Source organism: Modestobacter sp. I12A-02662 (genome assembly GCF_041028325.1).
In the GTDB taxonomy this organism is placed as follows: Bacteria; Actinomycetota; Actinomycetes; order Mycobacteriales; family Geodermatophilaceae; genus Modestobacter.
In genome coordinates this window covers 62,101-87,298 of sequence record NZ_JABGDE010000011.1, presented here as the reverse complement: position 1 = coordinate 87,298, position 25,198 = coordinate 62,101, and the positions used below count along the sequence as shown (strand labels likewise).

The 25,198-nt window shown below is 74.7% G+C and carries 26 protein-coding genes and 1 pseudogene; 10 read left to right on the top strand and 17 right to left on the bottom strand.

Annotation, left to right across the window (positions count from 1 at the left end; genetic code table 11):
• Positions 1–36 precede the first annotated feature (36 nt).
• The 4 genes and pseudogenes from HL189_RS16825 (at position 37) to HL189_RS16810 (ending at position 2,733) form a co-directional block, all read left to right on the top strand.
• Entirely contained in the window at positions 37–936 is a 900-nt protein-coding gene (locus HL189_RS16825) for a universal stress protein (RefSeq protein ID WP_369134865.1), read from the top strand.
• Between the two features lie 105 nt (positions 937–1,041).
• Complete coding sequence (locus HL189_RS16820) at positions 1,042–1,473, top strand: hypothetical protein (protein WP_369134864.1); 432 nt, start codon at positions 1,042–1,044, stop codon at positions 1,471–1,473.
• Between the two features lie 733 nt (positions 1,474–2,206).
• Positions 2,207–2,578, top strand: a pseudogene (locus HL189_RS16815) (flavodoxin domain-containing protein); the annotation flags it as partial.
• The gene (locus HL189_RS16810; protein ID WP_369134863.1) at positions 2,545–2,733 is read left to right on the top strand and encodes a hypothetical protein; all 189 of its coding nucleotides are present in this window, start codon (positions 2,545–2,547) and stop codon (positions 2,731–2,733) included. The pseudogene HL189_RS16815 and the gene HL189_RS16810, both read left to right, overlap by 34 nt.
• 19 nt (positions 2,734–2,752) lie before the next feature.
• Here HL189_RS16810 and HL189_RS16805 read toward each other — a convergent pair whose 3' ends face one another.
• The 5 genes from HL189_RS16805 to HL189_RS16785 are packed head-to-tail and all read right to left on the bottom strand — an operon-like array spanning position 2,753 to position 6,529.
• Positions 2,753–3,412 carry a response regulator gene (locus HL189_RS16805; protein WP_369134862.1) on the bottom strand — a complete coding sequence of 220 codons (660 nt, stop codon included), beginning with the start codon at positions 3,410–3,412 and terminating at the stop codon, positions 2,753–2,755.
• Complete coding sequence (locus tag HL189_RS16800; protein WP_369134861.1) at positions 3,409–4,593, bottom strand: sensor histidine kinase; 1,185 nt, start codon at positions 4,591–4,593, stop codon at positions 3,409–3,411. Before HL189_RS16800 ends, HL189_RS16805 begins: the two co-directional genes overlap by 4 nt.
• Positions 4,594–4,632: 39 nt before the next feature.
• Positions 4,633–5,154 carry a cupin domain-containing protein gene (locus HL189_RS16795; protein ID WP_369134860.1) on the bottom strand — a complete coding sequence of 174 codons (522 nt, stop codon included), beginning with the start codon at positions 5,152–5,154 and terminating at the stop codon, positions 4,633–4,635.
• Complete coding sequence (locus HL189_RS16790; RefSeq protein ID WP_369134859.1) at positions 5,151–5,993, bottom strand: phosphotransferase family protein; 843 nt, start codon at positions 5,991–5,993, stop codon at positions 5,151–5,153. Before HL189_RS16790 ends, HL189_RS16795 begins: the two co-directional genes overlap by 4 nt.
• Positions 5,990–6,529: a hypothetical protein gene (locus HL189_RS16785; RefSeq protein ID WP_369134858.1), complete on the bottom strand. Its 540-nt coding sequence runs from the start codon at positions 6,527–6,529 to the stop codon at positions 5,990–5,992. The genes HL189_RS16790 and HL189_RS16785 overlap by 4 nt, the downstream gene beginning before the upstream one ends.
• A gap of 321 nt (positions 6,530–6,850) precedes the next feature.
• Between HL189_RS16785 and HL189_RS16780 the strand changes: the two genes are divergently transcribed.
• Positions 6,851–7,201, top strand: a complete 351-nt coding sequence (locus tag HL189_RS16780) for a hypothetical protein (protein ID WP_369134857.1) — start codon at positions 6,851–6,853, stop codon at positions 7,199–7,201.
• 106 nt (positions 7,202–7,307) lie between these two features.
• On the opposite strand, the gene HL189_RS16775 is transcribed toward HL189_RS16780, so the two are convergent.
• From HL189_RS16775 to HL189_RS16765, 3 genes are all read right to left on the bottom strand, one after another.
• Positions 7,308–7,553 carry a hypothetical protein gene (locus HL189_RS16775; RefSeq protein ID WP_369134856.1) on the bottom strand — a complete coding sequence of 82 codons (246 nt, stop codon included), beginning with the start codon at positions 7,551–7,553 and terminating at the stop codon, positions 7,308–7,310.
• An 83-nt stretch (positions 7,554–7,636) separates the two neighbouring features.
• A complete protein-coding gene (locus tag HL189_RS16770) occupies positions 7,637–8,125 on the bottom strand; it encodes a hypothetical protein (RefSeq protein ID WP_369134855.1) in 489 nt (162 codons plus the stop codon).
• Positions 8,126–8,489: 364 nt separating this feature from the next.
• Positions 8,490–8,678, bottom strand: coding sequence for a hypothetical protein (locus HL189_RS16765; protein WP_369134854.1), 189 nt, complete (start codon positions 8,676–8,678; stop codon positions 8,490–8,492).
• A 438-nt stretch (positions 8,679–9,116) separates the two neighbouring features.
• Here HL189_RS16765 and HL189_RS16760 point away from each other — a divergent pair, with 438 nt between their 5' ends.
• Complete coding sequence (locus HL189_RS16760) at positions 9,117–9,536, top strand: HPP family protein (RefSeq protein WP_369134853.1); 420 nt, start codon at positions 9,117–9,119, stop codon at positions 9,534–9,536.
• 5 nt (positions 9,537–9,541) lie between these two features.
• Entirely contained in the window at positions 9,542–9,817 is a 276-nt protein-coding gene (locus tag HL189_RS16755; RefSeq protein WP_369134852.1) for a hypothetical protein, read from the top strand.
• 57 nt (positions 9,818–9,874) lie between these two features.
• Here HL189_RS16755 and HL189_RS16750 read toward each other — a convergent pair whose 3' ends face one another.
• On the bottom strand, positions 9,875–11,098 hold the full coding sequence (locus HL189_RS16750; RefSeq protein WP_369134851.1) for a PucR family transcriptional regulator: 1,224 nt from the start codon (positions 11,096–11,098) through the stop codon (positions 9,875–9,877).
• A 121-nt stretch (positions 11,099–11,219) separates the two neighbouring features.
• Here HL189_RS16750 and HL189_RS16745 point away from each other — a divergent pair, with 121 nt between their 5' ends.
• Complete coding sequence (locus HL189_RS16745) at positions 11,220–11,438, top strand: hypothetical protein (RefSeq protein ID WP_369134850.1); 219 nt, start codon at positions 11,220–11,222, stop codon at positions 11,436–11,438.
• Positions 11,439–11,487: 49 nt separating this feature from the next.
• Here HL189_RS16745 and HL189_RS16740 read toward each other — a convergent pair whose 3' ends face one another.
• Positions 11,488–11,859: a hypothetical protein gene (locus HL189_RS16740; RefSeq protein WP_369134849.1), complete on the bottom strand. Its 372-nt coding sequence runs from the start codon at positions 11,857–11,859 to the stop codon at positions 11,488–11,490.
• Between the two features lie 189 nt (positions 11,860–12,048).
• On the opposite strand from HL189_RS16740, the gene HL189_RS16735 reads away from it, so the two are divergent.
• On the top strand, positions 12,049–12,423 hold the full coding sequence (locus HL189_RS16735; protein WP_369134848.1) for a pyridoxamine 5'-phosphate oxidase family protein: 375 nt from the start codon (positions 12,049–12,051) through the stop codon (positions 12,421–12,423).
• 84 nt (positions 12,424–12,507) lie between these two features.
• On the opposite strand, the gene HL189_RS16730 is transcribed toward HL189_RS16735, so the two are convergent.
• From HL189_RS16730 to HL189_RS16705, 6 genes are all read right to left on the bottom strand, one after another.
• Positions 12,508–13,296 carry an enoyl-CoA hydratase/isomerase family protein gene (locus HL189_RS16730; protein WP_369134847.1) on the bottom strand — a complete coding sequence of 263 codons (789 nt, stop codon included), beginning with the start codon at positions 13,294–13,296 and terminating at the stop codon, positions 12,508–12,510.
• A gap of 2 nt (positions 13,297–13,298) precedes the next feature.
• Positions 13,299–14,555: a CaiB/BaiF CoA transferase family protein gene (locus tag HL189_RS16725; protein ID WP_369134846.1), complete on the bottom strand. Its 1,257-nt coding sequence runs from the start codon at positions 14,553–14,555 to the stop codon at positions 13,299–13,301.
• Positions 14,556–14,659: 104 nt separating this feature from the next.
• Positions 14,660–16,819 carry a hydantoinase B/oxoprolinase family protein gene (locus tag HL189_RS16720; RefSeq protein WP_369134845.1) on the bottom strand — a complete coding sequence of 720 codons (2,160 nt, stop codon included), beginning with the start codon at positions 16,817–16,819 and terminating at the stop codon, positions 14,660–14,662.
• Between the two features lie 20 nt (positions 16,820–16,839).
• A complete protein-coding gene (locus HL189_RS16715; RefSeq protein WP_369134844.1) occupies positions 16,840–18,891 on the bottom strand; it encodes a hydantoinase/oxoprolinase family protein in 2,052 nt (683 codons plus the stop codon).
• 43 nt (positions 18,892–18,934) lie between these two features.
• On the bottom strand, positions 18,935–20,209 hold the full coding sequence (locus tag HL189_RS16710) for a hydroxymethylglutaryl-CoA reductase, degradative (protein WP_369134843.1): 1,275 nt from the start codon (positions 20,207–20,209) through the stop codon (positions 18,935–18,937).
• 120 nt (positions 20,210–20,329) lie between these two features.
• Entirely contained in the window at positions 20,330–22,309 is a 1,980-nt protein-coding gene (locus HL189_RS16705) for a helix-turn-helix domain-containing protein (protein ID WP_369134842.1), read from the bottom strand.
• A gap of 639 nt (positions 22,310–22,948) precedes the next feature.
• Between HL189_RS16705 and HL189_RS16700 the strand changes: the two genes are divergently transcribed.
• Entirely contained in the window at positions 22,949–23,599 is a 651-nt protein-coding gene (locus tag HL189_RS16700) for a hypothetical protein (RefSeq protein ID WP_369134841.1), read from the top strand.
• Positions 23,600–23,681: 82 nt separating this feature from the next.
• Here the strand turns inward: HL189_RS16700 and HL189_RS16695 are convergent, their stop codons facing one another.
• Positions 23,682–25,085: a threonine/serine exporter ThrE family protein gene (locus HL189_RS16695; protein ID WP_369134840.1), complete on the bottom strand. Its 1,404-nt coding sequence runs from the start codon at positions 25,083–25,085 to the stop codon at positions 23,682–23,684.
• Between the last annotated feature and the right edge of the window lie 113 nt (positions 25,086–25,198).

Genomic DNA, 25,198 nt, shown 5'->3' with positions numbered 1-25,198 from the left:
ACCCCCGCGCACCCACCCAGAGACGAGGAGACAGCCATGACCGTCCCCGCTCCCGGCCGACCCGTCGTCGTGGGAGTCGACGGATCGGAGAACGCGCGTGCGGCCGCGCACCTCGCCGCGGAGGAGGCCCGGCGCCGCGGCGCTCCCCTCGAGCTCGTCTCGGCGCTGCCCAGGGCCTTCTTCGGCACGGTGACCGTGACACCGGAGCCCGGCCTCTTCTCCGCCATCAACGAGCGGGTGTCCGAGGTGCTCCGGTCCGTCGCCGCCGAGGTGGCGGACGCGGCCGGCGAGGCCCCGGTGAGCTGGTCGGTGGTCGAGGGTGCGCCTGCGGACGTGCTGCGGGAGGCGTCCGGGCGTGCCCAGCTCGTCGTCCTCGGCAGCCGCGGCGTGGGTGGGGTGGCCGGGCTGGTGACGGGGTCCACCGCCAGCGCAGTCGTCCCCACGGCCGACTGCCCCGTCCTCGTCCTCCCCGACGACGTCTCGACCACGGTCAGCGAGCGGCGGTCCGTCGTCGTCGGCGTGGAGGGCCGGCCCGGTGACGACGAGGTCCTCTCCTTCGCCTTCGAGGAGGCCGCGGCCCGTGGCACCGACCTGGTCGCCGTGCACGCCTGGCAGGACGTCGTCCTGGAGACGCCCTACCAGTCGCTCAGCGTGCTCGTCGACTGGAGCAGCGTCCGCGAGGACGAGGGGCGCGTCCTGGCGGAGACGATGGCCGGATGGCGGGACAAGGTCCCGGACGTGCCGGTGCGCGAGGTGGTGGTCCGCGACCGGACCGCCCGGGCGCTGGTCGCGGCCGCGCTGACCGCGGAGCTCCTGGTCATCGGGCACCGGCGGCGCAACCGGCTGGCCAGACTCGGGTCGACCACCCACGGCGTGCTCCACCGGACCACCTGCCCGCTCGCCGTGGTCCCGATCCCCCCGGTGACGGCGGGCTGACGTCCACGCCGAGGCCGGCTCAACCCGGGGCGGAGCGGCGAGGGCGCCCGGGCACCGCCGTCCTCGCGCTCCGGGGTCCGAGGTGCCCGCGGAGGGAGGCGGTGGATGACGACGCCGACGCCCGGCGGCTCGCCCTCGGGTGAGGCGCCGGGCCTGTCCCCCGACGGGCGGGTGCGGGCGCTGGAGGCCGCCGCCGACGCGGCTCGTGCCGCCCCGTCGGTGCACGACAGCCGGCCCTGGACGATCGTGCAGCACCGGGACCGGCTGGAGCTGCTCGCCGACCGGTCGCGCCAGCTGACCGCGCTGGACCCGGAGGGCCGGGAGCTCGTGCAGAGCCTGGGGGCGGCCCTGTTCGACGTGCGGGTGTCCCTGGCCGCGGCGGGCTGGGCGGCGGCGGTGGACCGCTTCCCGGACCGTGCCCGCCCCGACCTCGCCGCGGTCGTGCGCCCGCTCCACGGAGCTCCGGAGCCGGGGATCGCCCAGCTGGCGGCGGTCCTCCACCACCGGCGCTCCAACCGGCGCGGGTTCCCGGCCTAGGAGAGCACCGCCGCCTGGTCGTGCAGCTCAGCCGGGAGGCCGACATGGTGCAGAGCGGCGATCCGGCCTGCCGCGCCGACCTCCGCCGATGGCGGACCCCGGCCGGGAGCCCGTCCGCACCCGAGGACAGCTCCCCGCCCGACCGGGCGAGGACGGACAGCGAGACCGGCGCCGACCGGTCTTCGTGCTCCTGGCGACCCGGACCGACGACCCGGGGACCTGGCTCCGCTCCGGGGAGGCGCTGCAACGGCTCCCGCTGCAGCTGACCCGGCTCGGCTGGGCGGCCGGCCCGATGACCCAGGCCCTCGAGGTCGCCCGGACCCGCGACCAGCAGCGCGCCGGCACCACCGCGGAGCAGCACCGGCAGATGCTGCTCCGGATCGGCTTCGCGGCACCGGCCGAGGCGGCACCCCACCGGGCGCCGATACGACCCCGCGCGGGCGGACGCCCCCCGGCCGGCCCCCGAGGGGCGGGGAGGCACCACGTGGGTGTGACCGGCCGGCGCCGTCCCCCGCCACCCGGCCGGGAGACCGCCCACCGGGCGGTACTGGCGGCGCTCGGCGACCTGCGGAACTCGCGCTCCGCCTCGGACCCGGTGGCCCGGGGAAGGGCCGTCCGGCCCTGTCGGGGCCCTCGGTCGAGCGGGAGACCCGGCCCGACACCGACCTCTCCCCCACCGACCGATCGGAGTACGCAGATGAGCGCCTCCTGACCCCGCGTCCTCGTCGCCGCCGCGAGCAAGCACGGCTCCACGATGGAGATGGCCACCTTCCTCGCCCGGGCGCTGCAGGAGTCGGCGGCCGGGCGGCGGTGCGGGCTGATCGCCGAGGCCCTGCCCATCGACCGACGACCCGACGCCGCGCGCTACGACGCCGTCGTGCTCGCCAGCGCGGTCTACGGAGGCCGCTGGCTGGAGCCGGCCCGGCACTACGCGGCCGACCAGGTGACGGCGCTGCGCGGCCGGCCGGTCTGGCTGCTGAGCAGCGGGCCGATCGGCGAGCCGCCGTTCCCGCCGGACGAGCCGCACGACGCCGGGCCCATCGCCGCCATGGTCGGCGCCCGGGGAGGCGGGTGTTCCCGGGACGCCTGGACAAGCAGCTGCTGACCATCGGGGAACGGGCGATGGTCACCGCCATGCGCGCACCGCTCGGTGACTTCCGCGACTGGGAGGCCCTCCGCGGCTCGGCCGAGGAGATCGCCGCCGAGCTCGCCGGTTCGCTCACGGACACCGCGACGGCACCGGCTCCAGCGCCGTCCTGACCCGGCGGCCGCGCGGCCGTCACGTCCCCGGGACGACGAGACCCGTCTCGTAGGCCAGCACGACCAATCGGGCGCGGTCCCGGGCGCCGAGCTTGGCGAGCAGCCGGGAGACGTAGGTGCGCGCCGTCGCCGGGGAGAGGAGCAGCTCCCGGGCGATCTCCTCGTTGGACCGGCCCCGCCCCACGAGCGCGAGCACCTCCCGCTCCCGCTCGGTCAGGCCCTGCAGCGGCGCGTCGTCCACCTGGGCCCGCAGCCGGTCGGCCAGCGACCGCAGCACCGTCCCGGTGACCGCCGGGGACAGCAGCGACTCCCCGCCGGCGACCACGCGGATGGCCGAGCGCAGATCGGTCGGTGCGACGTCCTTGAGCAGGTAGCCGGCCGCCCCCGCGCGGACGGCCTCGAACACCAGCTCGTCCTCGTCGAAGGTGGTGAGCACCAGCACCCGGACGTCGTCCAGTCCGGGGTCGGCGACGATGTCGCGGGTGGCCTGCAGGCCGTCCGTCTCCGGCATCCGGATGTCCATGAGGACGACGTCGGGCCGCAGCTCGCGGACCCGGCTCAGCCCTGCCCGGCCGGTGCCCGCCTCCCCCACGACGGTGATGTCGCCGTCGCGCTCGGCCAGGGCCCGCAACCCGGCGCGCACCAGCTCCTGGTCGTCGACCAGCACGATCCGGATCACGGGCGCAGCCTCACCGGCAGCTCCGCCCGCACCACGAACCCCGCCCCCTCCTCGCGGCCGGCGCTCAGCCGGCCGCCCAGCACGGCCACCCTCTCAGCCATGCCGACCAGCCCGTGACCGCCCCCGCGCGGCGACGGCCGTGCGGACCAGCCGGACGGGCCGTCGTCGGCCACCACCAGCTCCAGCCGGTCGCCGCGCACGCCGACGGTGACCGCCGCGTGCGTGGCCCCGGAGTGCCGGATGACGTTGGTCAGCGACTCCTGCACGATCCGGTACGCCGCCGCTTCGATCGCACCGTCCGGACGGGGGTCGGCGACGTCGACGTCCAGGTCGACCGCGACCCCGGCCTCGCGCGCGGCGTCCACCAGACGGCCGAGCCCGGCGATGCCCACCGCTCCCCGTTCGACGTCGCCCGTCGGCGAGCGGAGGAGCTTGACGGTGGCCCGCAGCTCGCGCAGCTGCGCCGAGGTGGCCGCGCCGATCTGCTCGACCGCGCGCCGGGCGGCCTCGTCGTCCCGCCCGATGGCCTCGGCGGCCACGTTGCCGTGCAGCGCGATCACCGACATGGCGTGCCCGACCGAGTCGTGCAGGTCCTGGGCGATGCGCACCCGCTCGGCCTGCACCCGGCGCTCGGCGTCCCGCGCCTGCTCGACGGCCGTCAGCGCCCGCAGTCGGCCTTCGGAGGAGCGCATCTGCCGGCGGGCGCGGACGCTCACGCCGAGCGCGATCGCCGCCGCGACGAGCGCCACGTTCGTGAGCAGCTCGTAGCTGACCAGGTACGCGGTCGGCAGGCCGTCGTCCAGCCGGGCCCACGCGGCCACCGCGACCAGCACCGTCCCCGCCCCGACCGCCCAGCGCAGGGCACCCGTGTCGGCCGCCCGGTAGAGGGCGGCGACCGCGGGCAGCGCGATGCCGATCGGCGGGAAGCCCAGGGCGTAGTAGGCGAAGACGCCCAGGACCGTCAGCACCAGGACCAGCCGCGGGGCGCGCCGCCCGGCCAGCACCAGCGCACCGAAGCCCACGGCGAAGAGGTGGGCGCCGAGGGTGGCCCGGCCGGTCCCCTCCAGGTCTGCGGCGATGACCAGTGCCACGGCGAGGGCCTGCGTCGCCGCGAGCAGTCCGTCGGCCAGGCGCGGGTCCACCGCGCCGCTGCTCGCGGGCACGTCCCTGGGACCGGGCACGAGGTCAGCGTAGGAACTGCGACGGCCTGCGGGCATCCCTCACCGTCGCCGGTGGCGGCCGCGGGCGTGCGCCCAGGCGAGCAGCCGCCACACCGGCTCCTGCACGACGTCGGGCACGCCGTGCACGGCGAAGGGCAGGCCGTGGCGCACGTTGATCGCGGCGAGCAGGCCGAGAGGTGGGATCCGGCCGCTCCCGGCGAGCGCGCGGAACTGCTCCTCGAGCGGGCCGGCGGGGATCTCGCGCACGCGGATCCGCGCCGGCTCGTCGAAGGGGTTGGCGAAGGCGTGCACCACCGACGGAGGGACCGTCACCGACTCCCCGGCCGGCAGGACGCCGGTCTCCCGGCCCCGGACGACGCGCAGCCGTCCCTCCACCACGGTGAACGTCTCGGTCTGCCCGCGGTGCCGGTGCCGCGGCGGGCCGGAGAACCCGGGCGGCAGCAGCGCCTCCGCCTCGAACAGCTCACCGCCGTCGTCCCGGCCGGAGGCGCGGATCGTGATGGTCTCGCCGGTCGGCAGGTGCAGGGTCCGGGGATGGCGGTCGGGCGGGGCCGCGGTCATGCCGTCGGCTCCGCCGCGCCGGGGAACAGCCAGGCGAAGCTGCGCTCGGCGGCCCGGCGGTAGGCCTCCCGGCCGCTCCCCCGTCCGTAGGCCAGGTCCTCCAGCGCGGCGCACCGAGCGAAGAACGTGACGCGCTGCCGCAGCTCGGGGGTGTCGGAGCCGTGGGCGAGCAGCACGTCGTCGAGGAAGGCGGGGCCGAAGTCCCGGTACGGCCGGGCGAGGTCCAGCGCCGGGTCGGTGACGGCCGCGTCGGCCCAGTCGATGATCCCGGTCAGCTCGCCGTCCGACTCGAGCAGGTGCTCCGCACCCAGGTCCGCGTGCGCCAGCACCAGCTCCCGGGCCGGGCGGGGCCGGGTGGCGCGCAGGACCCGCAGCAGCGGCGCGGGGCCGGGGAGGTCGGCGAGCCAGTCGTCGGGCTCGGCGGGATCGACCGGGGCACGGTCGCCGACCTCCGCCCGGGGGATGCCGTGCAGCTCGCGGAGGACCCGTCCCAGCCGGGCAGCGGCGCCCGCGGGTGCCGCCCGTCCGAGCAGCGGCCGCCCCGGGACCAGCGGGTAGCCGAGCACGCCGTGGACCGGGTCGGCGAAGCGGGGCACGGGGACGGGGACGGACACGTGCGCGGCGACCAGCCGCAGCAGCTCGGCCTCGCGGGTCACCTCGGCACGGGCTCCGGGGTCGGCGACCCGCACGACCAGCTCCCCCGCCAGGAAGGCGCGGTGGTCGAGCCCGCCGCCGAGCTCCCGGAGGTCTCCGCCGGAGCAGCCGGGGGCATGGGCGGCGAGCGCACGCACGGCGCGGGCGCGGGGCGCGTCGTCGTCCGCCGTCGTCCCGGTGCTCATCGCTCCCCTCCCCGGCCGGCCCCTACCCGCTCGGCCGGGCCCGCGGCGGTGGCGCGGACCCAGCGCAGCAGCGCCGTGAACGCCAGCGCGGCGGTCACCGCGCCGCCGACGAGGCGCACCCGGTGCCCGGCGACGAACTCCCCGGCGACCTGCCGCAGGTGCTCCGGTGCGTGGGTGCCGACCGGGTCGACGAACATGATCTCGTTGCGCGGCCAGAAGAACGCCACCGAGAACAGGAACTCGCAGGCGACGAAGACCGCCGTCGCGGCGGCGACCCACCACCGCAGTCGTGGCTCCCGCCAGGCCAGCACCGTGGCGACCAGGCTGGTGAGCACGACCGTGGCGCCCAACGGGGGGAAGTAGTCGCTGGGACCGCCCGCGACGAGGAACTCGCGGGCCCGCTCCAGGGACGCCGGTGGGTCGCCGAAGATGTTCGGGTAGAGCATCACCGTCTCCGCGGCCACGCCACCGAAGGACATCATCGCCGTCCACACGAGGACGACGAGCACGACCGTGGTCAGACTCGTACGGGACATCGCACCGGTTCCTCCTGGCTGCTCGGGACTGGACGCCCGGACGGGCACCGTCGCCCGACGCTAGGTCGGCCGCCCTCCCCCGTCTGCCGACTCCGAGCGAGGACCGGTGTCGCTCCTCGACGTACGTCGCGCCGCCGGACCGCCGATCGAGCAGGTCGGCACACCACGCCGGCTGACGCCCAGCGCAGCGCCGACGCGATCATCTCCGCCGCGCGCGTTCCCGGCTGCTGAGAACGGCTGGTCGGTCGTACGTTGGTGGCGGGCGTCGCGGACAGCCCCACCCCGTCCGCGCGACCTGCCGACACGAGCTGAGGCGGAACGATGGCGACCAACCGGCCCGACCCGGGCGAGTTCCTCGAACTGGCGCAGCGGATGCTGCGCGAGCTGTTCGGCGAGTCGCGGAACGACGACGACGCCGGACCGTGGGCGGAGGCGACCCGCTCCTCCCGCGAGCGCGCCGGCATCGGCCAGGGCACCCGTGAGCCCACCCCCGAGCAGCAGCGCGAGAACCTCACGTTCGCGCTCGCCACGCGCGCCGTCGAGGCGCTCGAGGACCTGTCGCTCAACGTCGCGGCGATCCGTCAGCGCCTGGAGCGGCTGGACCCACCGGCCCCGGGGACGCGGCCCGGGGACGACGGCGGCCCGGACGGAGCTGACGTCCTGGGTCGGTGACGCGCCGTCGGGGCGGGCGTCAGCCGGTGGCGCCCGGCCGCTCCCCCCGGGGCGTGGATCCCTTCTCGGAACGGGGTGCAGGGCGGTGGCCGCAGGGGCTGCGAGGTCAGGTCCTCGCGATGGCCACCGCGGCGGACGGCTCGGGCGTCTGGCCGTCCGGGACGACGAACACCTCGCCGTGCCGGCTCAGCGTGGTGACGACGGCGGACTCCAGCTGTTCCCCCACCGCCGGCACGGAGCCCAGCCTCAGGACCGGTCGACCCGTGCCAGAGGACTTCCAGGTGCAGGCGGACTCGTTGACCAGGAGCGTCTCGACCTGCCCGTTGCGGGCGGCCCGGAGGCAGTGCTCCACGTCGCCCCAGGTGCGGCCGGTGCCTCGGAGGTCGCGGTAGCGCTGGACGGCGGCGGACGCGCCGCGTCGCGTCTCCGGCTCGATCAGTGCCCGCGCGTGCCGGTGCAGCGCTGCACGGTCGAGCTGCGCCGGGTCGCCGTCGATGCCGTGATCGAGCAGGGGCGGTACGTGTTGACGGCGCGGTACAGGGCCTGCAGGTGCCGCGCGCCCGCCAGGACGAGCGGCGCCTGGACGTGCTCCGTGAGCACTCCGCGCAGGGCTCGGTCGGTGCCGTGGAAGTGCTGCCGCACCCGGGCCTTCCGCTCGTCGGAGCCCCGCCCGGCACCGGCGAAGATGGCCCGGCTGCCGGGGCCACCTCGGTCGGCCAGCGAGGCGGGCAGCCGTGGGGCACGGGGCCGCGGCATGGTGGTCCACGCCGCCAGCTCCAGCCCCGCCACGTCCACCCGCTCCAGCGCCAACGCCGTGCCCCTGAACAACCGGATGTCGTCCTGCGTCAGCGCCAGCAGGAAGTAGGGACCGTGGACGTTGATCGTCGGCAGCAGTGGCGAGATGGTGAACCGGTCGCCGACCACGGCCAGCTCCGGCCGGCGTACGGGGAGTGGTAGGCGCGCACGGAATCCGTGTCGGCGAACACCGCCAGCCCGAGGTGCTTCTCGCTCAGCGGTCGGGTGCGTTCCACTGCCTGGTGGACCCGACCCGTCAGGTCGGCCACCTCCGCGCTCGGCAGGCCGTCGGCGTGCAGCGCCCGGCCGGCCCCGGCGAGCAGGTCCCCTGCGCGGACCCGGGTCTTCGTCGATCGCGGCGACCCGGGCGACAGCGGGAGGAGGAACGACAACCGCGGACCCCCTGCCTCCTGCCCCAGGCGCAGCAGATCGCCCGACATCAACTCGGTCACGTCGCCTCCCGCCAGCCCCCGCAGCTCCGTCCGGACGTGGTTCACCAGTTCGACGGCGGATCGCTGGCGGGGAAGGACTGCAGGCCCCACTCGTCGACCATGTCGACCGCCCCATGCCGCTGCCCGGCGCCGGTGGCCGTCCAGGACGGGACGACGGCGGTCGGAGCGACCGGGAGGTCCATCTCCAGGAGAGGAACGGATTCCAGCTCGAGAACGCCGGACGGGTTCACGTCGATCACTCCTTTCGTCGGGGGGTACGTCTCCAGGGTGCTGCCGGGAGGCCGTTCGGCCCATGGCTCCGCCCGGTCGAGTCGGGCCGACCCTGGCTTCCGGCGCCCGGCAAGATGCCCGCCCGCACCTGCTTCCTGACCGTCGCACATACGCAGCGAGCGCCCGACGCAGGCCAGCTCGGTTGCCGGGAACCGGCAATGGGCCGGGGAGCCACTCCTCCGGTGGCGGCCGTCGAGAGGACCTCGCCGGCCACGCGACACTCCGGCATGAACGGGTCGGATGTCGGCGGAGAGGAAGCAGCAATGAGCTCGTTGGTCCAGCTCGGCCGAGCGGCCATGTCCCGAGCGCAGTTGGGTGTGCCGGAGGAGAGGGAAGCGGTGCGCGGGACGCTGGTCCCTGCCCAGGGACCCGATCGCCGCGCGAGGACCGCGGGCGACGTGGTGACCCGCTTCCCGGCGACGGCGCACGAGAGCGCCTCGCTGTGGACGGCCTGGGACCGGCTGCACGGGAAGGGCACCCAGCACCTGGTCGTGGTCGATGACCACCAGCACCTGGTCGGGGTGCTCGACGAGCGCACGATCGCGCTGGAATGGCCGCCCGGGCCGATGGGCGCACACCGCACGCCGGTGCGCACCCTGCTGCGCGGCCGCGCACGGTCCCAGGTGCGCAGCGACGAGGACCTGGCGACGGTGGCCCGGACCATGCTGCGCGACCGGGTCGACGCGGTGGCCGTGGTGGACCGGAACGGGCGGCTGTTCGGTCTGGTCACGCTGTGGCACCTCGCCGGGCTGGCCGCGGACGGCGGACGGGACGACGTCCCACGGCGATCCACGGCCCGCCCGACGGGCCAGGGCTGACCGCCGTGGGTCACGCCGCGATCGTCGTCGCGGAGCGCAAGGCGCTCCTCGTCCGCACCGAGCACCTCGTCCGCGAGTTCCACCCCGTCCTGTCGGCCGGGGCGGTCATCCGCGCGGTGGCCCGCTGCCGCGTCGAGCTGCTGCGCGCCGGGGTGCGCCGCGGACTGGCCAGCACCACCGAGGCCCGGGTGCGCGCCCAGCTCCGCCGGAACGCTGCGAGCGCCGGCGGCGTCGGCGGGAGCCGCGACTCCCGGGGAGCCGGCACGGCCCGCACCGGCTGACGGAGCCGCGCAGCGCACCCGGTCCTCTCCGGCCGGTCCCCGGGGCGCCCGGGTCGGTCAGGGCTCGGCAGGCAGCGGCACCGCGGGCCACTCCAGCAGCCGCGCGCCGAGCACGGCCGTCTGCAGCGCGAACCGCTGGTCGGGCTGGGCGACGCTGTACCCGGTGAGCTGGGCGACCCGGGCCAGGCGGTAGGTGACCGTGCGGACCGACACGTGCAGGCGGCGGGCGGCCTCGGTCGCGACCTCACCGGCGTCGAAGTACGCCCGCAGGGTCTCCAGCAGCACCTCCGCTCCGCCGCGCACCTGCTCCAACGGCGCGAGCACGTCGCGGACCAGGTCGACGATGGCTGCCTGGTCGCGGCCCAGCACCCGGTAGACGAGCAGGTCGCGGGCGTGGACGACGTCGGTGTCGAAGCCGAGCCGGTCGGCGAGGGTCAGGGCCTCGAGAGCCTCCTCGTAGGAACGGGCGACCCCGTAGGCGCCGGGGAAGGCGCGCCCGGCCGCCAGGCGCCAGCGGCCGGCGATCTCCCGCCGGTGCAGTTCCTGCTGCAGCGCCTCACTCACGTCGACGCCCCTCGGCAGGGCGAAGGCCGGGGCGCCTCCGCCCGGGACCACGATGACCACGCGGCCGTCCTTGGTGGCCACCAGCACCTCGCGGTCGCCGAACCTGTCGACCACCGCGCGCTCCAGCGCGATCGCCGCACGGTCGACCGCGCCGGTCCCGTCGCGCGGTGCGACCAGCGCGACGTGGTGGGGCTTGCCCAGGTCGATGCCGAACGGCTCGGCGCGCTCCACCAGCCGGGAGACGTCGGCGTCCCCGCGGAGCAGGTCGTCGACGAACTCCGCCCGCAGCGACTCCTCCCGGCGGATCATCTCCCGCCGCTCGGACTGGTGGCCGTCGACCAGCACGCCGACGGCGTCGTCGAGCACCCGCAGCACCGCCTCCGCGGACCGGCGCACCTTCTCCGGATCGGACGAGCGCACGACCACGGGCAGCTGCCGCCACAGCCGCCACGCCGCGGACAGGTACAGGTCCACGGCGCGGCGCGCGCCGACGCCCTGCGCCGCGGCGCGACGTCCGAGCTCGCGGACGGCGTCCAGCTCGAACGAGTCGGGGCGGCGGCCGTTGATGGCGGCGTCGGCCAGCAGCGGCAGGTACTCGCCGAGCAGTTCCGCTGGCGCCTTGACAGCGGCCGCCGCCGAGGCGCCGACCGAGGCCAGCCAGTCGTCGGAGGCCGCCGCCGGCCGGCCGGCCGGCACGCCTCCGGTGCTGCGGGTCATGTCCCCTCCCGTCGCATCGCCGACGATGGGCGACGACAGCATGCCCCATGTGGCCGCGTGCACCCGTGGTCCCACCCTCCCGCCCCGACGAGAGGGTGGGACACAGCCAGGGAGGTGGGCAGTGCTCAGCAGACGGGAACAGCGGGTCTGGGACGACGTCCAGCGGTTCGTGCTGGTCCTCCTCGGGGCACCGGTCGCCGGTCTGGCCATCGGCGCCGCCACCGTGCTGGGCTGGGCGCTGTGGCACACCTGGCCGCAGTTGGGCGGACAGGCCTCGGCGGGCACCTGGTGGAACGGCCGCACGGACGGGACCACGCGCCGGCCGGCGGGCCGGCCCTGACGCCGCCCGGCCGGTGTGCTCGCTCAACGGGCCCTGGGCAGGCCGGCCGTCACGCCGTCCGCGGGGTGGTCCAGCGGGACTCCCCCGACGACGCGTGCTCCTGCCCGTCATGGGCGGCGTCCCGGACGGCCGGAGGCGCGGGCGGCACGACGACGTCGTCCAGCGAGGACCAGCAGTGCCACAGCAGCCACCGCGGGAGGGCGGCGACGGCGACGGCCGCGCCGACGACCGGGGCGCCGAGGACGACCAGGAGAGCCGCGATGCACCCGCTGACGACGACCGTGGCGGTGAGGTGCACCGGCCTGGGGGTGCGCGGCGGCCGGACCACCGGGCCGTGGCCCGGAGGAGCGGGCTCCCCGGCCTCCTCCGCACAGTTGGCCCGGATCTCGTCCCAGGCGCGCTGTTCGTCGTGACTGGGCATCGTCCACCTCCCGACGTCGCCAGCCTGCCCCGGCCCGCACGGTCGCACGAGGGGCCCTCACCGGTCAGGTGCTGCCCTCCGGCGTTGCCGGGAGTCGGCAACCCGGAGGTGACGGCGGGCCGGTCGTCCCCGGATCGGTCGCCGGCCGCACCGGTCGCACCACCTGGACGGCGGCGACAGGATGGCACCATGACCGACGCCGCCGAGGGGTGGCTGGACGAGATCCCCACCGACGAGTGCTACCGACTGCTGACCACGCAGGAGATCGGACGGCTCGGCGTGAACGCCGAGGAGTACCCGCTGATCGTCCCGGTCAACTTGGCGATGGACGGCACGACGATCGTCATCCGCACCCGCGCCGGGACCAGGCTCGCGGCGGCGCAGCACGCCAGGGTCACCTTCGAGGTCGACGAGATCGACCGGCGGACGCGCAGCGGGTGGAGCGTCCTGGCGCGAGGACTGGCCGAGGAGGTCGGTGCGGAGCACCGGGCGGACCTCGTCGCACGCACGCCACCGGTGTGCAGCCGTGGGCCCCCGGGGACTCCGGGCACTGGGTGCGGCTGATCCCCCACCAGGTCACCGGACGGCGGATCGTGCCGGGCGAACTGCCACCGGCGGTCGATCCGCGCGCCCACCTGTGACCGCCGGTCATCGTCCGCCCGTGCCGGTGCGCGAGGGGAACTCCGGTCGTCGTCGCTCGTAGAACGCCGCGAGCCCCTCCTCCGCGTCGGCCGAGGTGAACGCCTTCTGACCCAGCAGCGCCTCGTACCGGAAGGCCTGGTCCGCGGGCAGGTCGGAGAGGTGCTGGACGGCCTCCTTCACCACGGCCATCGCGGTTCCGCTGTTGCGGGCCAACCGCTGGGCGAGGGCCATGGCGGTGTCGAGCACGGCGTCGGGTGCGACCACCTGGTTGAGCAGCCCCCACCGCAGGCCCTCCTCGGCGGTGATCCGGTCGCCCGTGAGCATCAGCTGCATGGCCCAGGCGTACGGGATCTGCCGGGTGAGGCGAACGAGGGTGCCTCCGGCCGGCACCACGCCGATGCCGACCTCCGGGAGGCCGAACTGGGCGGCGGAGCTCGCGATCCGCAGGTCGGTGGACAGCATGATCTCGAACCCGCCGCCCAGGCACAGACCGTTGACCGCGGCGATGACGGGCTTGCGCTGCTCGCCGTGCTTCTGGTGGGCGCCGTCCCACCGGGAGATGTCGAAGCGCCCCTCGGCCAGCGCCGGGATGGACTCGGTCAGGTCCGCCCCGACGCAGAACGCCCGGTCACCGCGCCCGGTGAGCACCGCCGCGGCGACGGCGGGGCTGGCGTGCACCTCGTCGAAGGCGGCGGCCAGCTCGTCGTACATGGCCAACGTCAGGGCGTTGAGCTTCTCCGCGCGGTCGATGGTGATGACGGCGACCTGGCCGTGGTGCTCGACGGTGATCGTCATCCTTAGATCACCTGGTCAGCGCGCAGCCCCGCGATCGCCTCGTCGTCGAGGTCGGCCAGTGCGCGCAGCAGCACGTCGGTGTGCTCGCCCACCTGGGGCGCCAGCCCGCGGGGGCGGGCGGGGGTGACGCCCAGCTTGATCGGCTGACCGAACATCCGCAGCACACCGAAGTCGGGGTACTCGACGTCGACGACCATGTCGCGGGCCGCGATGTGCGGGTCGTTCACCACCTCGTCGATGGTCTTGATCGCCGACAGGGGCACCACGTCGCCGGCGAGCTCCTCCAGTTCCGCCTTCGTCCGGCTGGAGAACCACTCCAGCAGCTGGGGCTTCACCTTGGCCTCGTAGACCTCCGGGGTGAACCGCTTGGCCATGGTGTCGGCCGCCGGGTCGTCCGCCACCTCCGGCTGACCGAACATCTCGCACGTCAGACGCCAGAACTTGTCCGTGTACCCGCCGAAGAAGACGAACCCGTCCTTGCACTCGTACAGCTCGTAGGGCTTGACGAAGGGGTGCTCGTTGCCCAGCGGCGTGGGGACCTTGCCCTCGACGGTGTAGGACACGACCGCGTTCTCGGTCAGGCTCAGGACCGAGTCCTGCTGGGACACGTCGACGAGCTGCCCCTGGCCGGTGGCCTCGGCGTGCCGGAGGGCGGCGAGCGTGCCGATGACGCCGTACATGGTGGCCGCGAGGTCACCGATGATCGTGCCCACGCGGATGGGGGGCCGGTCGGGGTAGCCGTTCATCGACCACAGCCCGCCGGTGGCCTGCGCGGAGTTGTCGTAGGCGGGGCGACGCCGGTGCGGACCGGTCTGGCCGAAGCCGGAGAGGGCGGTGTAGACGAGTGCGGGGTTCACCTCCTTCAGCTCGTTCCAGCCGACCCCGAGCTTGTCCATCGTCCCGGGGCGGAAGTTCTCCACGAGGACGTGGGCCTTCCCGACCAGGGTGCGCAGCAGCTCCTTGCCGCGCTCGGCGGACAGGTCCAGCGTCAGGCCGAGCTTGTTGCGGTTGAACTGCCCGAAGAAGGCACTGAAGCCGGTGGTCTCGTCGCCGCCGAGGAAGGGCGGGAAACCGCGGGCGTAGTCGGGCTCCGCAGGGTTCTCGATCTTGATGACGGTGGCTCCCAGGTCGGCGAGGATCTGGGAGCAGAAGGGCCCGGCGACGACGCGGGTGATGTCGAGGACGACGACGCCGGCCAGCGCGCCGCGTCCGGCGGGGGCTTCGAACAGGGCCGTCACGTCGTCGATGGTGCCTGTCATGGGTCTCCGATCGGTCGGGTGCGGGCGGTCGGCCGGAGGCGCCCGACCGCGGGGCGTCGCGGTGGGTCGCGGGCAACCGCCGGGGTGCCCGCGACCCACCCTCGTCAGGCGGCCGGGCTCTGCTGCCCGGCGACGCGGACGCGCGCCTCGAGGAGCGTCCCGCAGGTGGGGCTGTAGTACTCCTCGAGCAGCACGTCGGGACCGGCGGTCCGCGGCCGGATGCGGACGCCGAGCTCGCCCAGCCGCTCCGAGGCGGTGGTGACGCGCAGCACCGCATCGGTCCGCCAGTCCTCGGCGGTGCTGAACGTCGAGCCGCTGGCGGGGCAGACCCAGCCGTCGCCGTCCCGCTGGGGAGCCGAGGCCGAGGTGCCGATGGCCTCGGGGCGGATCCGGGCGGTCGGGGCGGTGCCGCCCAGCCGCTCGGAGCGCAGCCGGTCGCGCAGCTGCTCGGTGCCGGCGGCGTCGACGGCACCGTCGGCGAGGACGACCCCGTACACGTCCTCGGCGGCGGTGGCGGTGACGTAGTCGTCGAGGACGTCCTGGTGCACCCGGGCGGGGTCCCGCAGCAGCGGGTCACCGTAGCCACCGCCCCCGGCGATCCACTCGTGGAACACGTCCCCCCGGTCGACCGAGACCCCGGACTGGTTGATGGCCAGCAGTTCCCGGCCGGCCACCGTGACGTTGTCGGGGGTGGGGAGGGAACCGCCGGCCATGAGGGCGGCGACGTCGGTGTCCCGCCAGACCTCGTGCCCGCTCCCACCGGCGGGCAGGCCACCGCCGAACCCGTCGGGCGGGACCTGGGCGCTCGGGGCGAAGACGGTCTGGGTGACGGTCTGGGCGTGGTGCAGGGTCCAGGCGAAGTCCAGGCCGAGGCCACCACGGAAGGCACCGTGACCCGGGCTGTCGAGGTTGAGCTTCTTCCACAGGTACAGCACCGGGTAGAGCATCTCGTTCATCTCGACGTCGGGCAGCGCGTTGTTGACCTGCGTCATCATGCCCGCGCAGTCCATGCCGTCGCCCTCGATCTGCGCGCCGGCACCGATGCCCCCGCCGTCCATGTTGAACAGCACGAAGTAGTCGCCGCCGTCGGTGGTGCCGGCGGAGATGCCCCCGGTCCAGCTGTCCCCCCAGACGCCCTGGCTGCGCTGGCGCATCTCGGGGTCGGTGCTCACCGCGCACGCCTGGTTGAACAGCTTGGTGACCAGCCGGCTGACGCGTGCCCCGGTGGTCAGGTGCCCGTTGCTGATCGGCGCCGGCGGGGACGGGTTGACGATGGAGTCGTCGTCGACGAGCACCTCGAAGGCGGTCATCACGCCCTCGTTGAACGGCACGTCCCAGGCGATGATCGGGACAACCGACGTGGCGACGCTGCCGACCAGCGCCCCGTAGCTGCAGTTGATGAAGCCACCGGTCTGCGGGCTGGAGCCGCGGAAGTTCAGGGTGATCTGGTCATCGCGCTTGGTCATGGTGCAGTGCACCCGGTACAGCTCGTCGTCGTGGCCGTTGTGCTCGGTCCACTCGTCGTCGGTGTAGACGCCATCGGGGAGGCGGCGGATGCGGTCCCGGACGACCTGCTCGGCGAGCTGGAAGCTGAGCCGGGTGTACTCGCGGAACTCCTCGAGGCCGAACTCCTCCACGGTGGCGAGCAGTCGCCGGATGCCGGTGTTGTTGCTGGCCACCAGGCTGCGGACGTCGTTCCAGTAGAGGACCGGGACGCGGACGTTGTTCAGCAGCAGCCGGCGCACGGACTCCACCGGCCTGCCCCGGTCGTAGATCTTGACCCCGGGCGGCAGCCGCAGGGCCTCCGAGTAGCAGTCGACCGCGCTGGGGGCGAACCCGCCGGGGGTCATGCCGCCGACGTCGACGAGGTGGGCCTGCGACTGCGCCCAGCCGATGAGCTCGTCCCCCGCGAAGATCGGCGAGATGACGTTGGTGTCCGGCGGGTGGCTGGCCCCGGCGGTGTGCGGGTCGTTGCTGATGAAGGCGTCCCCCGGGTGCAGCTCCTCGCCCTCGATGACCTTGATCAGGTTCTGCACGGCCACGCTGCCCGAGCCGATGTGGAACTGCACGTAGTCGGAGAAGGCCCAGATGCGGCCGGTGGGGTCGAACAGCGCCGTGTTGAGGTCTCCGGCCTCGGTGATGACGGGCGATCCCGAGGACCGGATCATCGCGATGCCCATCTCCTCGACGATGGAGTCCAGGCGCATCCGGACGACTTCGAGGGTGATCGGGTCGTAGCTGGTGGGGATGTCGGTCGCGGTCACGATCTCTCCTGTGAGCTCGGTCAGGCGTTGCTGAGGCGGATGAGGAAGTGGCCGCCGTCGACGACCTCCACGCTCGCCCCGGCGGGGACGTAGATGGTGGTGTCGGGCTCCTCGAGCAGGCAGGGCCCGTCCGCCTTGCCCGTGGCCCGGAAGCCGCGGTGGACGTCCACCGTCACCGGGCGGCTGGTGGCCGGGTCGACGATCTCCCGGCTGAGCAGCTGGTGCTCCTCGGTGTCGACGTCATCGGTGATGCGCTGGGCGTCGGTGCGGCCGATGGCGCGCACCCGGCTGTTGATCAGCAGGATCTCGGCCTCGGTCCAGGCGGTGCCCGATCCGAACTCCGCCTCGTAGTCGGCGATGAACCGCCGCCGGAGCTCCTCCTTGTCCGCCTCCTCGAACCGCTCCCCGGTCAGGCGGGTGGTGACCTCGAAGATCTGGCCGGCGAACTTCATGTCCGCCTCGCGGAACAGCTCGCGCCGGTCGACCGGGATGCCCTCGGACTCGAACCAGGCCCGGGCACGCTGCTCCAGGGACTCGAAGGACTCCTCGAGGTCGGCGGCCGGCCGGTCGAAGGTCCACGGCGAGGTCTGGACGGCGGAGAAGACCGAGTCGGCGTGCATGAGGCCGAAGGCGGAGAAGACCGCGGCGTTGCGGGGCAGCACGATCTCGCTGACCCCGGTCTCCGCGGCGATGGCGGCGGCGAAGAGCCCACAGGCGCCACCGAACCCGACGAGGGTGAACTCGCGCGGGTCGTGGCCCCGGTTGACGGTCACCTTGCGCAGCGCGTTGGCCATCTGCGACGCGGTCAGGCGGTAGACGCCGGCCGCGGCCTCCTCCTCGGTCAGCCCCAGCGGCTCGCCGACCTCGGTGCGCATCGCCTCACGCGCCTTGTCCAGGTACAGCGGCACCGTCCCGCCCAGGTAGTAGTCGGCGTTGATCAGCCCCAGGACGAGGGCGGCGTCGGTGACGGCCGGCCGGGTGCCCCCGTTGCCGTAGCAGGCCGGGCCGGGGGTGCTGCCGGCCGAGTGCGGGCCGACCCGCATCAGGCCGCGGCCGTCGACCCAGGCCAGGCTCCCCCCGCCGGCGCCGATGGTCTCGATGTCCACGGCGGTGAGGCTGGTGGGCAGGCCACCCACCTCGGCACGGGGCAGCAGCCGGAAATCGTCGTTGATGATGGCGGCGGCGTCCATGCTGGTGCCGCCCATGTCGGCGGTCAGGATGCTGCGCCGGCCCAGCTGGGTGCCGAGCAGGCGTGCGCCGGTGACGCCACCCACCGGCCCGGAGTTGAACATCGCGATCGGCGCCTTGTTGGTCTCCTCGACGGACAGGAACCCGCCGTGGACCTGCATGATCTGCACCCGCTGCCGCAGGCCGCGGGCGGCCAGCTCCTGCGCGAGGTGCTCGAAGTGCCGGGCGACCAGGGGCTTTACGCCGGCGTCCAGGGCGGTGGTGACCATCCGCTCGTACTCGCGGTACACCGGGGTCAGGTCGCTCGACAGCGTGTAGGGCACGTCGGGGTGGTGCGCCGCGAGGTGCTCGGCGATGGCGCGCTCGTGCGCCGGGTTGCGGAAGGACCACAGCAGGCACACGGCGATGGACTCGGCGCCGACCGCGATGGCTGCGTCCACGGCCTCGCGGACAGCGTCCTCGGTGAGGGCGACGAGGACCTCGCCGTGCGCGTCGACGCGCTCGTGGACCTCGATGATCCGGCGGCGGTCCACGATCTCCGGTGCCGGCGCCATCAGGTGCGGGTTCCGCTCGGACGTCCGCGCCGAGCGCGCGATCCGCAGGGTGTCCCGGAAGCCCTGGGTGACGAGCAGCCCGACAGGTGCGTACTTCTGCTCGTCGACGGCGTTGGTCACGATGGTGTTGCCCAGGACCAGCCGGTCGACCGCGGCGAAGAAGTCCGCCTCGGTGAGGTCCAGGCGCTCCTGGAGGACGCCGAGGGCGCCGAGGATGCCGGTGGTGACGTCCTTGGTGGAGAACGCCTTCCCGCGCACGGCGCGGCCGTCGAGGATGGCGACCGCGTCGGTGAAGGTGCCACCGACGTCGATGCCCACGTGCAGAGTCATGTCTCTCCCTTGAGAACGAGGTGACGCCGGGCCGCGGGTGCGGTCAGCGGGCACTGCGGAGCTCGGCGAGCACCTGCTGGGCGTGCTCGGCGCGGATGGCCTTGTCACTGATGAGGCGGGCCACGACCTGCGGCACCTCGTCGCCCGTCGCGCCGGCGGTGACGGCGATGTTGCGGGCGTGCAGGGACATGTGACCCCGCTGGATGCCCTCGGTGGCCAGCGCACGCATGGCGGCGAGGTTCTGCGCCAGGCCGGTGGCCACGACGACGTCGGCCAGCTCCTGGGCGGTGCCGACGCCGAGGATGGCGAGCGCGGACCGGGCGACGGGGTGGGCCTTGGTGGCGCCGCCGACCAGGCCGACGGGCATGGGGAGCTCGAGGAACCCGACGAGGTTGCCGTCGGCGTCCTTCTCGAAGCGGGACAGCGACGTGTACCGGCCGTCGGGCCCGATCGCGTGCGAGTGCGCTCCGGCCTCGACCGCACGGGTGTCGTTGCCGGTGGCCAGCACGACGGCGCTGATCCCGTTCATGATCCCCTTGTTGTGGGTCGCCGCCCGGTAGGGGTCCGCCTGGGCCAGCGCGCCGGCGTGCACCAGGTCGTCGACGACCTGGGGGCCGCCCAGGCTCTCGGCGTCGAAGACGGCGCGGGCACGGGTGATCCGGCGGTCGGCCTTGTTCGTCAGGATGCGCAGCAGCGGACGGCCACCGGCGATCTCCCCGACCCGGGTCGCCACGGCCTCGGCCATCGTGTTGACCGCGTTGGCGCCCATGGCGTCGCGGACGTCGACGACCAGGTGGGCGACGACGTAGGTCTGCACCGGCGAGGGCACGAGCCGCACGAGGAGGTCGCGGACGCCACCGCCGAAGCGCACCAGGATCGGGTCCTGCTCGTTGGCCAGGTCGATGATCTCCTGACGGCTCTCGAGCAGACGGGCGCGGCCGCCCTCCGGGTCGACGACGTCGAGCACCTGGATCTGGGCCTGCATGAGCGGCTCGGTGCTGGAGGTGTGGAATCCGCCGAGGACACGGGCGATGCGGGCGGCATTGCTGGCCGCGGCCACGACGGAGGCCTCCTCGGTCGCCATCGGGATCAGGACGTCGCGTCCGTTGATCGTGAAGTTGGTGGCCAGACCGACCGGGATGCCCATCACGCCGATGACGTTCTCGATGAGGTGGTCGGCCTGCTCGACCTGAAGGCCGTGCGCGGGGTCCAGTGCGGCGAGCGCCTCGGGACCGACACCGGTGCTGTCCTGGATGCGTCGGCGGCGGTCGGCGACCGGGAGGTCCCGTAGGCCGCTGAGCCTGCTGGTGCTGGTCACGTGCTCCTCCTTGCCCGCCGCGGGGACCCGGCGGCGTGTGGGCGTCTGCGGACGCCCCAGCCACGCTAGGGAGAAGTGGTGCAGGCCACTATGGGCGGACGGTCTGCTCTCCGGGCTCCGTCAGTGGACGTTCCGTCCACCGGTGGTGGCCGCGGAGCGGGCCACGAGGTGCAGCCGGACGGCGATGGACAGCCGGAACAGGACCTCGGGTGAGCGCCATCGACCACCGAGGAGCTCGTCCAGCCGCGCGAGCCGCTGGAGCACGGTGTTGACGTGGACGCCGAGGCTGCGGGCGGTGGCCGCCGGACTGCTCTGGCAGTCGAGGTAGGCGGCCACGGTGCGCAGCAGGTCGGTGCCCCGCTGGGCGTCCCAGTCCAGAACGGGTCCGATCAGGTGGCGGATGTAGGCCTGCACGTCGTCGTCCCCGTTCCCGAAGACGGCCAGGTACGGGGCGTAGGCGTCCACGCTGACCAGGCCGTGGCGCACGTCCAGACGTTCGAGCAGCCGGGCACACGCCTGCACCTGGGCCCAGCGGTGCGCGAGCCGGTCCGCCGGACCGGACCGCCCCACGATGACCAGCGGTTGCCGGGCGGTGACGGCCGCCAGCCGCCGGGCGATCAGCTCACCTGCCGCCGCGCCGTCCTCGCTGCTGCTCAGCACCGCCACCAGCTGCCCGCGCTCTCCCGACAGCGACGCCAGGGCGGGGTCCTGGACCACCCGGAGGGCGGCGTCGCGCACGTCGTCGGGCACGTGGACGGCGATCGGGACCCGGAGCTCCTGGAGGTCGACGCGTCGGGCCCGGGCCCGCTGGCGCACGTCGGGGTCGGCGGCCCGGGCCGGGTCGAGCAGGTCGGCGAGCAGCTCCCCACGGACGCGCTCCTCGGCTCGGACGAAGGCGTCCTGCTGGAGGGTCTGCAGGGCCAGGATCAGGCCGGCCCGCTCCACGATGCGCTTCTCCACCGGGCCGAAGGGGTCGCTGCTGCGGCCGACGCCGATGGCGCCCAGCAGGGAACGACCGGCCACCGCGGCGGTCAGCCCGTGGTGCTCCTCGCTCTCGGGCAGCTCGACGAAGTGCCCCGACCGCCGGCTCTCGTCGAGCGCCTCCGTGATCACGGCGCTGACGCGGAAGGCCGGGGCCACCTGCGTGCCGTGGGCATCGGTGGCGGCGACGGCTGCTGCCGAACGATCGGTGATGACCACGGAGCGGCGCAGTGCGCGGCTCAGCGTCGCGGCGATCCCACCCGCGTCCCCCCCGCCGAGGACGACGCTGGTCAGCTCCTCGTGGACCAGGCCGGCGCGCTCCATGGCGGCGACGTGGTGGGCCGACTCGGCGAGTGCCTTCTCGGCCTCCCTGGTCGACCGGTGGGCGATCGCGAACAGTTCCGCCGTCTGCAGGACCACTGCGGCGTGATCGGCGAACGCGGACAGCAAGGCGATCTCGTCGGTGGTGAAGCTGTGGCCGCTCCGGTAGGCGGCGAAGAGCACTCCGAGGACCTCGTCACCGGCCAGCATGGGGATGCCCAGCAGGGAGACGAGGCCCTCGCCGGCCACGGCGGCGTCGATGCCCGGGTCGTGGCGGACATCCGCGTCGACGAAGTAGTCGGTCTGCCAGCGGGGCGCCCGGGCCTGGACGACCTTGCTGGCCAGACCCGTGCCGGCCGGCACGCGCAGGTGACGGAAGGCCTCCGTGACCGCGCCGAGGGTGGACCGCACGTGGAGGTCACCGGTCTCCGCGTCGAACTCCGAGAGGTACATCAGGTCGCTGCCGACGAGGTCGTGCGCCCGCTCGACCAGCCGGTCCAGCAGCGGGTCGACGTCCCGGAGCTCGGCGAGCTCGCGCGCGCTGGAGAACAGCGCGGACAGCTGCTGGTCCCGCCGTCGCCAACGGTCGATGGTGGTCCGGGCCTCGGCGACCCGCCGCCGGAGGTCGGCGGCGTCGGCGGCGGAGCCGTGACCGGCGATGCGGTCCACCAGTGCGGACGGGAACTCCCGCCCGCTGATCAGCGCGTCCATCAGCGCCGCGACCTGCCCGGCGCCGACCGGCTCCGCGACGGTCGGGGCGGGCTCGGTCGGACCACCAGGTCCGGGGCGCTCTGCCATGGAGGGATCATCCATGCCGGGGCCCACGTCGGGCCGGGTCGGGTCTCACGCCGTCGCTCCTCGCCGGCGCCTCCGGCCTGCGGCTGCACCTCGGCTGGCTGACCGCGACCGGCTCCAGCTACGGCGCCCCGGCCGCCCCATCGCGTTCCTGTGGGCCACCTTCGTCATCGCCTTCGCGATCGTCCTGGGGGCGCACCTGGACGCCGGCATCCAGGCGCTGTGGCCCGCACCGCTGCGCGACCGCCGGCGCAGGCAGGAGCGGTCCGGACCCGAGCGGGAGGGGCACCCACCCGACCCTGCCCCGACCCGCCGGACACGGACCGGGCCGCCGCCCTCCCGGAGTCGTCGATGAGGCGGTGTGCGCAGCGCCACCGACGCCGCCCGCCGCACCGTCCTGCGGGCGGCCGTCACCCTCCGAGCCGGGGACGGCCGGCTGAGCGCCGGACCGCGACCTCCGCCTCTTCCGCCAAAGGTGGCGACCGTCGCCGCCCAGGTGGGCGTCCTGCGCCACCCAGGGTGGCTGGTGACGGGGCCCTCGACCGTCGAGCGTTCCGGGCAGGCGATCCGCGGGTCAGCAGGACCCGGGAGCCACGCCAGGGAAGGCGATCCCATGGCCCGCATCGATGGAGGAGACCGGCGATGACCGACAGGACCAGCGTCCCCATGACCCGGTCGGCACCGGCGGTCGACCCCGCCGTTGCCCGGCCGGCCGAGGTCCACCCCGCTCCGCAGGCCTGGACCGGGCCGTACCCGACGGGCCCCGCCGGCCCGCCGCCGCCGGCCGGCGGCGCGCCGGCACCGGGTCCTCGGCGGGGGCGGCGGCGCCTCCTGCTGCTGCTGGCCGTGGTGGCGGTCGCGATCGTCGGGTACGCCGTCGGCGGCGACGGTTCCTCCTCGCCACGCATGCCGGGGATCGAGGTCCCCGAGCCGACGGCGTTGTCGCCGCTGGACCTGCAGGCCGGCGACTGCTACAACGCGGCACCGCTGCCTGCCGACGGCTCCGACGCCCGGATCGACTCCGTCGAGGCGGTGCCGTGCACGGATCCGCACACCGCCCAGGTCGTCGCGAAGCTCGGCTACGCGGGCCAGGACTACACGGAGGTCGTCGAGACGCGGGCCGCTGCGGACTGCGCGGGCGAGATCCCGGCGGTGGTCCGTCCGGAGGTGCTGGCCGACCCGGCCTACTCGTTCGGCCAGATCCACCCGGACCCGCTGGCCTGGACCCGGGTCACGTCCGTCGCCTGCATCGTGGTCACCGGGACGCCCACGGCCGGGTCGGCGCTGAGCTGAGGTCGACGCACGGAGCCCCGCGGTCACCCGACCGCGGGGCTCCGTCGTCGTGGGGGGCGACGGGCGGCAGGTGCCGGTCCGGTCAGTCGCTGGTCGTGGCGCGGCGGCGCGCCCCCCGGTCGAACCGGTCGCGCTCCACGCCCAGCGGCCGACCGAGGTACCTGCCCAGCACCACGCCGGCGGCGAGGCCGAGGCCGATGGCCGCCGCACCGACGAGCGCGTTGAGCCCGCTGACCGGGTCGGCCTCCACGACGATCTCGAAGAGACCACGGTAGATCGCGAGCCCCGGCAACAGCGGGACGATGCCGCAGACCGCGACCAGCAGCGGAGGGATCCGCAGCCGACCGGTCAGGGACTCCTCGCAGAACCCGAGGACGACCGCGGCGGTCGCGCTCGCCACCGCTGGGCCGGCACCGAGGTCGCCGGCCACCGAACTGGTGGTCCACGCCAGCGCGCCGGCCACGGTCGCGACGCCGACGCCTCGCAGCCGGGCCCGCGATGCGAGCGCCCAGAACCCGGCGATCCCGGCGGCCGCGCCCAGGGTGACCGGGAACGGCACGGTGACCGGCGAGGGGTCGACCACGGCCAGCGGGACCCCGGCCCGCCGGGTCAGGTCGAGGACCCCCGCGATGCCGACGACGATGCCGGCCGTCAGCGTCACCACCTCGAAGGCCCGCCCGGCAGCGGTGACCGAGAACCCGCCGATCGCGTCCTCCGCGGAGCCGACGAAGGAGAGCCCGGCCAGGAGCACGACGATCCCCGCGGCGACGACCAGCGAGCTGCGGACGTCGACGTCCCATGCCACGAGGAGGACCGCCACCCCGGTCGCCAGGGCGGCCCCGGCCGCCTGCTGGAAGAACGGCGGGAGCCCGCGCCGGCCGAGGACCCGGATCATCTGCTCGATGGTGGCCGTGGTCAGCGCCGCGACCAGGGCCACCAACCACCCACCTCCGAGCAGGAAGGCGACGGAGCCGGCCATCCCCGACCAGCCGAGCGCGTGGACACGGCGGCGGTAGGGGTACGGCGCGGACACGACGGCATCCAGCCGCTGGTGCGCGTCCCGGATGTCGAGGCGGTCCGCCTTGATCGCCCGCGCCAGGTCGATGACGCCCTGGAGCCTGGTGTAGTCCATGCCCCGCGGACGGACGATGCGCATGAGCGTGAGCGGCAGGGCGTCGTCGCGGTCGTAGCTGACCGTCAGCGACGTGTACGTGATGTCGACCTGGCAGCCGGTCAGCCCGTAGGTCGCCGCCACCCGCAGCACCGTGGCATCGACGTCGGCCGCCGAGGCGCCGACGGCCATCATCGACTCCCCGATGCGCAGGGCGAGCCCCAGGGCCATGTGCGCGGTGGCGTCGTCGAGCCGGCTCGGCTGGGAGCGGAGGGCGAACGGCTCGGTGGGAGGACCGGAGCCGGAGATGGCCCGCCATGCCCGGTCCGGGAGGCCGGCGTTCCGCTTCGCGCGGTAGCGAGTCGTGGGGCCCACGCGACAAGGCTAGGAGGACAGGGAGGGACGTCCCTCCCCCCGCCGCCGAGTCGCTCCTGCACTCGACGTGATGTGGACCTCCCCGCCGTCGACCGACGCGTCCACGAGCGCGT

Excerpts from the sequence above, each read along its gene's own strand:
- HL189_RS16825 (WP_369134865.1), top strand. The coding sequence starts at position 37 with ATGACCGTCCCCGCTCCCGGCCGACCCGTCGTCGTGGGAGTCGACGGA.
- HL189_RS16820 (WP_369134864.1), top strand. The coding sequence starts at position 1,042 with ATGACGACGCCGACGCCCGGCGGCTCGCCCTCGGGTGAGGCGCCGGGC.
- HL189_RS16795 (WP_369134860.1), bottom strand. The coding sequence starts at position 5,154 with ATGACCGCGGCCCCGCCCGACCGCCATCCCCGGACCCTGCACCTGCCG.
- HL189_RS16790 (WP_369134859.1), bottom strand. The coding sequence starts at position 5,993 with ATGAGCACCGGGACGACGGCGGACGACGACGCGCCCCGCGCCCGCGCC.
- HL189_RS16785 (WP_369134858.1), bottom strand. The coding sequence starts at position 6,529 with ATGTCCCGTACGAGTCTGACCACGGTCGTGCTCGTCGTCCTCGTGTGG.
- HL189_RS16780 (WP_369134857.1), top strand. The coding sequence starts at position 6,851 with ATGGCGACCAACCGGCCCGACCCGGGCGAGTTCCTCGAACTGGCGCAG.
- HL189_RS16750 (WP_369134851.1), bottom strand. The coding sequence starts at position 11,098 with ATGACCCGCAGCACCGGAGGCGTGCCGGCCGGCCGGCCGGCGGCGGCC.
- HL189_RS16740 (WP_369134849.1), bottom strand. The coding sequence starts at position 11,859 with ATGCCCAGTCACGACGAACAGCGCGCCTGGGACGAGATCCGGGCCAAC.
- HL189_RS16735 (WP_369134848.1), top strand. The coding sequence starts at position 12,049 with ATGACCGACGCCGCCGAGGGGTGGCTGGACGAGATCCCCACCGACGAG.
- HL189_RS16730 (WP_369134847.1), bottom strand. The coding sequence starts at position 13,296 with ATGACGATCACCGTCGAGCACCACGGCCAGGTCGCCGTCATCACCATC.
- HL189_RS16725 (WP_369134846.1), bottom strand. The coding sequence starts at position 14,555 with ATGACAGGCACCATCGACGACGTGACGGCCCTGTTCGAAGCCCCCGCC.
- HL189_RS16715 (WP_369134844.1), bottom strand. The coding sequence starts at position 18,891 with ATGACTCTGCACGTGGGCATCGACGTCGGTGGCACCTTCACCGACGCG.
- HL189_RS16705 (WP_369134842.1), bottom strand. The coding sequence starts at position 22,309 with ATGGCAGAGCGCCCCGGACCTGGTGGTCCGACCGAGCCCGCCCCGACC.
- HL189_RS16700 (WP_369134841.1), top strand. The coding sequence starts at position 22,949 with ATGACCGACAGGACCAGCGTCCCCATGACCCGGTCGGCACCGGCGGTC.